We start from the raw sequence: 10,683 nt of genomic DNA on the forward strand, positions 1-10,683 counted from the left end.
TCGGCTTCGGCTTCGGCTTCGGCTTCGGCTTCGGCTTCGGCTTCGGCTTCGGCTTCGGCTTCGGCTTCGGCGGGGAACGCCGTCACGCGACCGTTCAGGACGGCCCTGGCGGCGGACGGCCCGGCGGATCTGCCGGTGGTCACCGCCCGCCGCATTCCGGTGGCTGGAGAAGCACGGGGCACGACCACCGCCCCGCCGGTGCTCACCCGGGCGACCGACGAACACGTCGGCGAACCCCGCCCGGTGACCCCGCCGCCCGTAAAGACCCGCTCGGAGTTCGACCGCAGGCTCGACGCATACCGTCCGGACTGGATGATCGCGCAGATGGCAGCCGCTGACGACGAGTTGCCGTCGTTCGTCCAGGCCCGTAGGACGTCGGCCGAGGGCGCTTCGGCGTCCGCCCAGCACACGCAGGCCGCCGCCGAGGCGCTGAACCGCATGCCTTCGGCTCCCGGACCGCTCCCCGGAGCAGGCCCCCTGCCCGGCCGCACCTCCGACGCGTTCCCCCGTACCCTCTCCCACCGGTCGCGCCGGCACCCCAGCGGCTACCGGCGTACCACGGCACCGGACGAACCCGCCGAGCTCTCGGCCCCCGAAGCCACCGTGAACCCCGGCACGCGCACCACCGCCCTCGCGGCAGGAGTGGGTGCGCCCTCAACGGCCGCCCCCACACAGGCGACGCCCCCGATTCCCTCGCCGGACGCTCCCGTCGTCGAGCCCGCCTCCGGGCTCCCCGCGCACGGCGAGGCCGTCGACCAGGCCGAGGACGCCGCCGCGCCCGCCGCGTACGCCTCTCCCGCCGCGACTTCCGACACCGACGCCACCGCGGTCGGCTCGCAGCCGCTCGCGGCACCCTCCGCCGAGAGCCCCGCTCCGACGACGAGCGAAGTCCGACGGCCGACCCGTGCGGCGGGACGGCGACGCCCTGCCATCACCGAGAGCCCCGCGCCGCGTACCGAGGACACCACTGGCGACGCCGAGGGGGACACCTCGGACGGCGTCGAGGAGGCGACCGGGAGGGCCCCAGCCGTACCGTCCTCCGAGACGGCGTCGGCAGCGGCCAACGTGGCATCACCGGAGCAGAGTTGGGAGGCCGCATGGAGTCTGCGGCACGTCCGTGAGCGTCACGGCGCTCCCACCGGCCGCCCCGCTCGACGTACAGCCTCGCCCGACGACGTGTCCTCTTCCCCGGACGGACCGCAGCGCGAGACGCCGACGGTCCCCGTGCCCCGGGCCGCTCGCGAGGGCGACGCCGCCTCTCTGGAGGAGGAACCAGCCGCGGACCGTGCTCTGCCGGCCGACACGTCGGAGGCCGGCGCGCCGACGAACGATGCGCGGGCGGCCGACGTGCTGACGTCCGGAGTCCCGGAGACCGGTACGTCCAAGACCGGTACGTCCAAGACCAGTACGTCCGAGACCGGTTCACCGGAGGCCGGTGCGCCCGCGTCCGCCCCGGCGGACGCGGTCACCGATGCCGACTCCGCTGCCGTGCCCACCGTGCCCGCCGTACCGGTCACTCGTCCTTCGGACGGTGAAACCGCTGCCGAGACAAGCCCGTTCGATGCGGCACGTACGCCGGAGGGGGCACCCACCGCGCCGCAGGAATCACCCGCCCGCACCGAATCCCCCTCCTCCGCGGCCACAGGCGACGGGCGGACGCTGATCCATGCCGTGCGCCCCTCTCGCCGATCGGGAGGCCGAGACCGCCTGGCGAACGGCGAGGAGTCCCCGCCCTCGCCGAGCGATCCCGCCGCCGAGCGGGACGACGTCGACGCCGAAACCGCGGAGGCGAATCGCTCCGGCACAGCGACGGCCGAAGCCGCCGTGCCCCAACACCCGCTTCCCGCAGTGGATGAGGACCAGGCGCTTCCGGCTGCCCCGGCGCCTGCGACCGGGCCCGCGCCGACCGAGGCGGAAGCAGGCCCGCCCGCCGCCGCACCGGCCTTCGCCGTACCCGCGTTCCCCGCCGAACCGGTGCCGTCGGCACCCACGGGCACCCACACATCGTCGCCCGCCCACGCGCCCTCCACCCGCGCCGGGGCGGCCGGGCAGTTCGGTGTGCCGTCCTCCGCCGGCCCCACCACCGGACTGCTGACCGTTTCTCCGCCCTCCGGGATTCCGGGGCGGGCCCCGGCCGCACGCCCCGGCGAACCGGCGGCCCTGGTCCACCGGACGCACCGGTCCGAGCGCAGCGTCCTGATGCCTCCGGCCGCCGAAACGGACGAGCCGCTGCCGGCGGACTCCGGGGACGCTGCGGGCCGCCGGCCCGTCGACGCCGATCTGTCGCGACCGGACGCGGCCGAGGACAGCGGCGGACAGGCATTCACCGCCTCGGCCTTCGCGCCCACCTCAGCTTTCGCACCCGACCCCACTTCCGCCGCCGATCCCGTGATCGCGCCCTCGCTCATCGCGAAGTCCGCTGATCCGGCTGCCGGTTCGGACGGAGTGCCGCGCCGGATACCTGCCCGCGACGCGGAGGAACCGCCGCACAGCGCGGCGGACGACCGGGTGCCGGTGGACGGGCGGGACGGAGCCCGGCGGGGAACGCTGTACGCGGTTCCGCAGTACGTCGCCTCCGTGCACGCGGGCGGAGTCGGGGGCTCGCACGGTCTGCCCTCGGCCGGACCCGAAGCAGACGCCTTCACCGGCGGCGGGGAGCCGGAATCCGCTGATCCGGCGGATGAGCAGTCCGCCCGCGCGGTACGGCCGGCGGCCATGGCCGTCGGCAGTGAACTGACCGCCCTGGATCTGCCCATCACCGGGCCGGGTAACGCACCGATGAACGGGGCGGAGAACCGGCCGGGATTCGGACCGGGCGAAGCGCCGAAGGGCGCTCAGGCGCGTGCGGCGCTGCGCTGGTCCGGAGCACGGCCCTCGCCTCTGCTGCACGTGCAGCGCACGGCCGCCTCAGGTTCCGCCACCTCCATCGATGGTGTCGCCGGTGGCAGTGGCGGTGGCAGTGTCGACGGCCGCCTCGGCGTCGGCGCGGAAGGAACACCGGCCGCCGGGACCGCGGCTCCTCATCCCTCGCCGGAGATGACCTGGAGCGGTCTCCCCGGGTCCGGGCCCGCGCAGGGAAACCCGTACGGTCCCGTCAGCTTCTCCAGCGAGACCTGGACCTCGGCCGGTTCGTGGACCGGTGCCCCGCCGCCGCTGCCCGGTGGCGGCGGGCACGGCGGCGGTTCCGGTCGCCCGTACGCGGGCCCGGACGCCTCGGGCGGTGCCCCGGTCCCGCTCGACCAGACCCGGGAATGGGCCGGACTGATCGAGATGCTGGAGGCGCACCGGAGGCAGCGGCCGTTCGGCTTCCTGGACGACCCGGCGGTCCTCGACGCCCTGGCCGGTCGTCTCCACGACCGCATCCTGGCGCACATCCGCAGAGAACTGGTCGTGGACCGCGAACGCAGCGGTTTCCTCGCCCCCCGCATCTGACCCAGACGACTGATTCCCGGGAAGGGAGAAAGACATGGCCGCAGGCCAGGCCGTCCGCGGCCGTATGTCCGACGAGGACGCGTTCTTCGGTTCGGTCAGCATGGCCCACAGGTTCGCCGTGGCCATCGACCGCAGCCGGTACGAGCTGGGCCATTGGAGCAGCGCCTCCGGGCTGAACGTCTCCTGGCAGACCGCCGAGTACCGCGCCGGCGACAGCTGGAACCATCCGCTGGTCTTCCCGGGCGTTCCGCAGTACCAGCGGATCAAACTGTCGCGGGCGGCGTGCCGGGACTCGCAGATCGTCCAGGAGTGGCTGACCGAGACGGCCATGCGCAACGAGCCGCTCACCGGGGCGATCTCGCTGGTCAACTGGCAGAACGACCGCACGGTCACCTGGGAGCTGAAGGAGTTCTTCCCGGCGGCCTGGGGGATCAACGAGTTCAACTCGTCGCAGGGCAACGTGGCTCTGGAGACCCTGGAGATCGTGCACACCGGGTTCCTGGACGACGACTTCGCACCGGGAAGTCCCGGCAGCTAGTCGCCGCACGCCCACCGGCCCCGGGGCGGCCGGCCCCGCCGCCTCCGTGGACCTGCCGGCCACCCGGCCGCACGACGCCCGCCCGTACCCGATCCCGCTTCGTTCTTCCACCCCCGCGCCGAGGATGCGACATGACAGCAGCACTTCCGAGTCTGGCCCCCGGTGGCCCCGGGCAAGGGCCCGCCCCGACCGCACCGCCGTCCGGCGGAGCGTCCGCCCCGCGCGAGGCCCGCTCCCCCGGCGACTATCCGCGCGCGGGCATGGCGATGCGCTTCCACGTGTCCTTGGACGAGTGGAAGACGGATCTCGGCATGTGGTCCAGTTGCCGCGGCCTCCAGGTGCAGTTCGGCGCCAAGGAGATCGCCGAGGGCGGCCAGTACCTCGACAGCGACCTGCTGCCCGACCGCGTGACGTTCAGCACCGTCACGCTCGAACGGATGATGACGCAGGCCGACTCCCCCCGCCTCCAGACCTGGCTGGCGCGGGTCGCGGCGAACTGGACCGGTTACGAGTACGAGGGCGGCGCGGCAGGTCCGTACACAGGGCAGAACGTGACCATCAGGCTCTTCGACCACCAGGGCCGGGTGGTCACCCGCTGGGTGCTGGCGAACGCCTTCCCCAAGGAGTGGGTCGGGCCGGACCTGGACGCCCGCAGCGGCTCCGTGGCCATCGAGAGGATCTCCTTCGATCACAGCGGCTTCCTCGACCTGGACTCCGCTCCGGCGGAGGTGGCCCCGTGAGCCTTCCGGTCTCCGGCTCCCTCCAGCGCAACGTCACCAAGGCGGTGCTGCGGAGTCAGAAGAATCCCGACGTCAGATTCCCCTTCGAGTACAACCCCACCGAGATCAGCATCTCCCACAACGCCGAGGGCCTGTCGGACCCGGTGGGCAAGGAGAACGCCGAGGACTCCCGCAGCATCGTCGCTTCCATCGCGACCCGGGGATCGACCCGGCTCGTCCTGTCGGCGCTCACCTTCACCGGAAGCTCCATCCAGGAGAAGGTCCGGCTGCTGATGGACTGGGTGGTCGAGGAGACGGTGACACGGGCGGACGGAACGACGGAGAAGGGCCGGCGCGAGCCGCTGCGCTTCCAGTGGGGTTCCACGGGCGTCGGATTCGACATGGAGGTCGAGCTGATGCGCTTCGACTGCACGTACACGCGTTTCGCGCGCAACGGCCTGCCCATCCGGGCGGAGATCCGCAACCTGACCCTGCACGTGCTCAGCCCCTCCGGCGGCGCGTCCGCGGCCTCGGGCGGCACGCCCCCGGCTCTGTCCTACCCGGCCCCGACCCCCGGCGTTCCCGCGGGCCTCCCGCCGGGGAGCAAGCCGAACCCCAACACGGACGTCACCGCCGCCATGGCCAAGGGGGAGCGCCCATGAGTGCGACGACCGCGCCTCCGGCGCCCCGGGCGTCGATACGGGTGGGTACGGGCACGGCCCGCCCGCTGCCTGACGACCTCCAGGACCGCGTGCTGCGCGCCTTGGTGGACAGCCGGCGCAACGCGCCCACCATGATCGAGATCACCTTCCGGGACGACGAGGCCGACATCCTCGACCGGACCGGCATCACCTTCGGCAGCCGGATCGAGGTGTGGAGCCAGGAGTCCGACGCCCGCGCGCCCGCACTGGTCGGCGCGGGCGAGGTGACCGCGCTGGAGGGCGACTACGCCGATCTGTCGGTGATCACCGTCGTGCGTGCCTACGACGCCGGCCACCGACTCCAACGCAGCTCGCACGTACGGACGTTCGTGAACATGACGGACGCCGACATCGCCCGCCGGATCGCGCAGGAGGCGGGCCTGCCCATCGGCCGGATCGAGGCGACCCGCACGTCGCACAGCCATCTGGGCCAACTGAACCAGAGCGACTGGGAGTTCCTGAGCGGGCGCTGCCGCGCGATCGGGTACGAGTTCGGGATCGGGCCGGACGGCTTCTACTTCCGTCCGGCCGCGCATACCGGCGGCGGCTCTCCCGTGGCACTCCAACTCCAGCAGAACCTCCGGACGTTCCGGCCCCGGGTGACGGTGGCGGCGCTGACCCCTGAGGTGGAGATGCGGGTATGGGATCCGTTGGAGGCCAGGGCGGTGTCCACCCAGGCGCGGACCGCGGGGAGCTCCGCCGAGCTGACCGGGGCCACGGTCGGTTCCGTGCTGCGAGCCGTGAACGGGCACACCCGCCCGCCCGCGCCGCCGCCGCCGCCGTCCACGGACCCGTCGCTGGGGCCCGCGCCGACGGCGGACGGGCGCATCCTGACGAACAGCGCCCCGGCGGTGGGCGCGGCCATCGGCGCGGCGGCCGGCGAGGCGCTCCAGGGGCCGGTCGAACGGCTGGCGGGCAGCCTGGCCGAGGCGCAGGGCATGGCGTGGGGCGATCCGCTGCTCCAGGCGGGCACGGCGGTGCGGGTCACCGGGCCGCCGGCGCCGTTCGCCGGGACGTGGACCGTCAACGCCGCGCAGCACGTCTTCGACCTGTCCGAGGGCGGCTACCGCACCCGGCTCCAGCTCGGCAACCCGGAGGACCGTACGCTCCTCGGCCTGGCGTCCGGGCCGTCCGCCGCGTCCGCCGCGCCGACGGTGCAGGGCATGGTCTGCGGAGTGGTCACGGATGTCAACGACCCGCTCGGCAGGGGCCGGGTGAAGGCCGTCCTGCCGTGGCTCGCGCCCGACCACGAGACGGACTGGGCGCCGGTGGTCCAGGCGGCCGGCGGGAAGCGGGGTGGAGCCCTGTTCCTTCCGGAGGTCGGGGACCAGGTGCTCCTGGGCTTCGAACTGGGCGATCCGCGGCGGCCGTACGTGGTCGGCGGGGTGCTGAGCAACGCCAGCGCGTACCAGCCGGGCGGACCGGCGGTGGAGGCGACCGGGCGCACCGCCGAGGTGGTGCGCCGGGGCTTCGTCTCGCCGACCGGCACCATGCTCGCCTTCCACGACAAGGCGCCGCCCGGCCCGGACCGGCCGCCGTCGGTGTCCTCGGTCGTCCTCGGGACGGGGGACGGCCAACTCGGTCTCGCCATCGACCAGGTGGCGGGGACGGTGACGCTCACCTCGCGTCCGCAGACCCCCAACAGCCGTACGACGGCGGGCCGGATCCACATCGACTGCGGCGACGGGGGCACGGTGGCCATCACCGCCGGGGCCGGCGGCAGCGTCAGCATCGACGGCGGCTCCACCCTGAGCATGCGCGCACAGAATTCCATCAGCATCGAGAGCACCGGCACCGTCGCCATCAAGGGCTCGAAGATCGAACTCAACTGAGCCAAGGAGAACGGCTGCCGTGGACAACGACCACATAGGAACGGGCTGGGCCTTCCCGCTTGGGGCGGGGGGCAGCGGCGGCATTCGCACCGTCAGCGGACCGGCGCTGCTCGAACAGTCCATGAAGCTCGTCCTGACGACCTATCCGGGCGAGCGTCCGGTGCTGCCCGCGTTCGGCTCCCGGCTGCGCGACTACGTGTTCGCCGGTACCGACCCGGACACTCTCGACCGCCTGAGCCGCGAAGTCGCGTCCTCGCTGGCCGCCTGCGAACCGCGCGTGACCGTCGAGGCCGTGCGGGCCGAGCCCGACCCGCGCAACCCGACCCTGGTGAACATCCTGATCACGTACACGCCCAAGGGGAGCAACGATCCCCGCAACATGGTCTTCCCGTTCTATTCGCTGCCGGACGACTCCTCGGACGCCGGCCAGGACGCGGGAGCGGAGTAGAACATGCTGCCCACCCCCGATCTCGACGACCGGCGCTTCCAGGACCTGATGGACGAGGCGCGCCGGCTCATCGCCCGCCGCTGTCCCGAGTGGACCGACCACAACCCCTCGGATCCCGGCACCACCCTCATCGAGGCGTTCGCCATGATGTCGGACCAGATGATCCACCGCCTCAACCAGGTCCCCGACCGGTTGTACGTGAAGTTCCTCGACCTCATCGGGCTGCGGATGCTGCCGCCCGCGGCGGCTCGCACCCCCGTCACGTTCTGGTCGACGTCGCCGGTGACGGAGGCTCCGCTGTTGGTGCGCGGCAACACCCGCGTGGCGACGCTGCGCACCGAGACCGAGGAGGCCATCAGTTTCTGCACCGACGCGGACGTGGCGATGGTGCCCGGTCCGCTCGCCCATGTGATGACGCAGGGCCCCGACGACGACCGGCCGCTGGACCGCGAGTTCGGCAGCCACGGGGTCCGGGTGCCGTTCGCCGCGTTCAGCACGGCGCCGCAGCCCGGGGACGTGCTGCTGCTCGGACTGGAAGGAGCCGTGCCGGGCTGCGCGGTGCGCGTCGAGTTCGACGGCCGGATCGACGGCGTCGGAGTGGACCCCGAGGCCCCTCCGCTCATCTGGGAGGCATGGGACGGCTCCACGTGGTCGGTGTGCGGGGTGTCGACGGACGGCACGGGCGGGCTGAACCGGTCCGGGAACATCGTGGTGCACGTGCCCGACACGCATGGCGCCGCGGTCCTCGGCGGCCGGACGGCCGGCTGGCTGCGGGCCCGCGTCACCGAGCCGGCGGGCGGCCTGCCCGGCTACACCTCCAGCCCCGTCGTGCACGGGCTGAGCACGATGACGGTCGGTGCGACGGTGACGGCCACGCATGTGGAGGTCGTGGACCGGGAGTACCTGGACGAGGCCGGGGGTGTTCCGGGGCAGCGCTTCGCCGTCCCGCGCGGCCCGATCCTCGCGCCGTACGCCGACCCGTACGTGGAGGTGGCCCCGCGCGGCGACGACCCGGTGTGGGAGAGGTGGACCCGTGTCGACGACTTCGCCGCCAGCGGGCCCGACGACCGGCACTTCGTGCTGGACGCGGTGGCGTGCGAGGTGCAGTTCGGTCCCGCCGTGCGGGAGGAGGACGGCGGCCTGCGCCAGTACGGAGCGGTCCCGCCGGACGGCGCGTCGGTCCGGCTGCGCGGCTTCGCGGTCGGCGGCGGGCAGCGGGGCAACGTGCCGGCCGGTGCGGTGCGGTCGCTGCTGTCGTCGCTGCCGTTCGTCGCCGGTGTGGAGAACCGCGCGCCCGCGCGCGGCGGAGCCGACGGCGAGACGCTGGCCGAGGCGGTCGCGCGCGGTCCGCTGACGCTGCGCAGCAGCAACCGGGCCGTGACGACGGAGGACTTCGAGTCCATGGCCCACCAGGCCGCTCCGGAACTGGCCCGGGTGCGCTGCATGCCCGACGACCAGCCCGGCGGGGTGCGGCTGCTGGTGGTGCCGGCCGCGCCGCCCGGCGAACGGGTCCGGCTGGAGCACCTGGTGCCCGCGCAGGAGACCCTGGACCGGGTCGCCGCTCGGCTGGAGGAGACGAGGCTGGTGGGGACCCGCGTCGTGATCGAGCCGCCGCTGTACCGGGGCGTGACGGTGGTCTCCCGGATCACCGCCCACCACCGGGCGACGGGCGACCGGGTGTGCAAGGACGCGGAGGAGGCGCTGTACCGGTTCCTCGACCCGCTGCCGGGCGGCGGCCCGCACGGTACGGGCTGGCCGTTCGGCCGCCCGGTGCAGGTGGGCGAGATCTTCGCGCTCCTCCAGCGGGTGCCGGGCGTCGACCTGGTCGACGACGTACGGCTCTTCGCGGCCAACCCGGTGACCGGCGAGCGCGGGCAGGAGTCCCGGCGCATCGATCTGCCGCCCAACAGCCTGGTCGTCTCCTACGACCACCACATACGCGTGGAGGAGGACCGATGAGAGCCGCCGTCGACGGGCTCGGCAGCCCGTACTCGCTGGTCGACCTACTGCCCTCGGTCTACCAGGAGGACCCCTTCACCGTACGGCTGACCGCGGGCTGGGACGAGGTGATCGCCCCGCTCATCAGCACGCTCGACTGCCTGTCCGCCTATCTGGACCCGAGGCTGGCCCCGGAGGACTTCCTGGCGTGGCTCGCCGACCGGATGGGCACCCAGCTCGACGAGAAGTGGCCGCTGGAGCGGAAGAGGGCCGTGACGGCGCTCGCGCTGTCCGGGCATCGGATCCGGGGCACGGTCGCCGGGGCGCGGGAGCGGATCGCGCTGGCGACGGGCGGCACGGTCGAGCTGTTCGACTCCGGAGGCGTCGTCACCTCCCGTACGCCCGGAACGGTGTTCCCCGCCGACCACCGGGAGACCGTGCTCGTACGGGTGACGGTCGACAGCGACGAGCAGGAGGCCGGAGTGGATCTGGATGCCCTGATGCGCGAGTGGATGCCGGCCCATGTGCCGTACCGCGCGGAGGTGGTGCGCCGATGATCGTGTGCCGCCGCTGCGGCGGGCGCAATCGGGACGCCGACGACTTCTGCGGCTCCTGCGGCGCATTCCTGGAGTGGTCGGGCGAGCGGTCCGTCCCCGAGGTGTCCGAGGAGGTCAAGCAGGAGGCGGAAGCCGTCGCGAATCCGGCGCCGACGCCGTTGCTGCGCCGAGTGCTCCTGGGCACGGCGCGGCTGGTGAACCCCCCGGCCACCGGTGCCCCGGTGGTCGTGCCCACCGGGCCGGGCCTCGCCGGTCGTCCCCCCGGGCTGGGCGGGCCCCCCGGGCTGGGCAGGCCCCCCGGGCTGGGCGGGCCTCCGCGTCCCCCCGGGCTGGGCGGCCCCCCTCCGGGAGGCCCGCCGCGTCCGGGGGGCCTGGGCGCACCGCCGCGCCCGCCCGGTGCCGGCGCACCGCCGCGCCCGCCCGGTGCCGGCAGGCCGCCCGCGCCTCCGGCGCCCGGCGCATCCGCCCCGGCCGCTCCCCGGCCGCCGCGTCCGGCGGGACTCGGCACGCCACCCCCG

Annotated in this window: 8 protein-coding genes; all 8 read left to right on the forward strand. The window is 73.9% G+C overall.

Going from position 1 to position 10,683, the window contains the following annotated elements; all coding sequences use genetic code 11:
- Nucleotides 1-324 precede the first annotated feature (324 nt).
- The 8 genes from EES43_RS30495 to EES43_RS02980 all read left to right on the forward strand — a co-directional run bounded on the left by EES43_RS30495 (nucleotide 325) and on the right by EES43_RS02980 (nucleotide 10,165).
- Nucleotides 325-3,432 carry a hypothetical protein gene (locus EES43_RS30495; protein ID WP_164493111.1) on the forward strand — a complete coding sequence of 1,036 codons (3,108 nt, stop codon included), beginning with the start codon at nucleotides 325-327 and terminating at the stop codon, nucleotides 3,430-3,432.
- A 34-nt stretch (nucleotides 3,433-3,466) separates the two neighbouring features.
- Complete coding sequence (locus tag EES43_RS02950; protein WP_124267209.1) at nucleotides 3,467-3,970, forward strand: phage tail protein; 504 nt, start codon at nucleotides 3,467-3,469, stop codon at nucleotides 3,968-3,970.
- 131 nt (nucleotides 3,971-4,101) lie between these two features.
- The gene (locus EES43_RS02955) at nucleotides 4,102-4,710 is read left to right on the forward strand and encodes a phage tail protein (protein ID WP_124267210.1); all 609 of its coding nucleotides are present in this window, start codon (nucleotides 4,102-4,104) and stop codon (nucleotides 4,708-4,710) included.
- Nucleotides 4,707-5,351, forward strand: coding sequence for a CIS tube protein (locus EES43_RS02960; RefSeq protein WP_124267211.1), 645 nt, complete (start codon nucleotides 4,707-4,709; stop codon nucleotides 5,349-5,351). The genes EES43_RS02955 and EES43_RS02960 overlap by 4 nt, the downstream gene beginning before the upstream one ends.
- Complete coding sequence (locus EES43_RS02965; protein ID WP_124267212.1) at nucleotides 5,348-7,222, forward strand: phage baseplate assembly protein V; 1,875 nt, start codon at nucleotides 5,348-5,350, stop codon at nucleotides 7,220-7,222. The genes EES43_RS02960 and EES43_RS02965 overlap by 4 nt, the downstream gene beginning before the upstream one ends.
- A gap of 19 nt (nucleotides 7,223-7,241) precedes the next feature.
- Entirely contained in the window at nucleotides 7,242-7,670 is a 429-nt protein-coding gene (locus EES43_RS02970; RefSeq protein WP_124267213.1) for a GPW/gp25 family protein, read from the forward strand.
- Between the two features lie 3 nt (nucleotides 7,671-7,673).
- The gene (locus EES43_RS02975) at nucleotides 7,674-9,629 is read left to right on the forward strand and encodes a putative baseplate assembly protein (protein WP_124267214.1); all 1,956 of its coding nucleotides are present in this window, start codon (nucleotides 7,674-7,676) and stop codon (nucleotides 9,627-9,629) included.
- The gene (locus EES43_RS02980; protein ID WP_124267215.1) at nucleotides 9,626-10,165 is read left to right on the forward strand and encodes a phage tail protein; all 540 of its coding nucleotides are present in this window, start codon (nucleotides 9,626-9,628) and stop codon (nucleotides 10,163-10,165) included. The genes EES43_RS02975 and EES43_RS02980 overlap by 4 nt, the downstream gene beginning before the upstream one ends.
- The last annotated feature ends 518 nt before the right edge of the window (nucleotides 10,166-10,683 follow it).

It is taken from the genome of Streptomyces sp. ADI96-02 (assembly GCF_003846185.1).
Taxonomy (GTDB): domain Bacteria; phylum Actinomycetota; class Actinomycetes; order Streptomycetales; family Streptomycetaceae; genus Streptomyces.

Excerpts from the sequence above, each read along its gene's own strand:
- EES43_RS02980 (WP_124267215.1), top strand. The coding sequence starts at position 9,626 with ATGAGAGCCGCCGTCGACGGGCTCGGCAGCCCGTACTCGCTGGTCGAC.
- EES43_RS02975 (WP_124267214.1), top strand. The coding sequence starts at position 7,674 with ATGCTGCCCACCCCCGATCTCGACGACCGGCGCTTCCAGGACCTGATG.
- EES43_RS02950 (WP_124267209.1), top strand. The coding sequence starts at position 3,467 with ATGGCCGCAGGCCAGGCCGTCCGCGGCCGTATGTCCGACGAGGACGCG.
- EES43_RS02965 (WP_124267212.1), top strand. The coding sequence starts at position 5,348 with ATGAGTGCGACGACCGCGCCTCCGGCGCCCCGGGCGTCGATACGGGTG.
- EES43_RS02955 (WP_124267210.1), top strand. The coding sequence starts at position 4,102 with ATGACAGCAGCACTTCCGAGTCTGGCCCCCGGTGGCCCCGGGCAAGGG.
- EES43_RS30495 (WP_164493111.1), top strand. The coding sequence starts at position 325 with ATGGCAGCCGCTGACGACGAGTTGCCGTCGTTCGTCCAGGCCCGTAGG.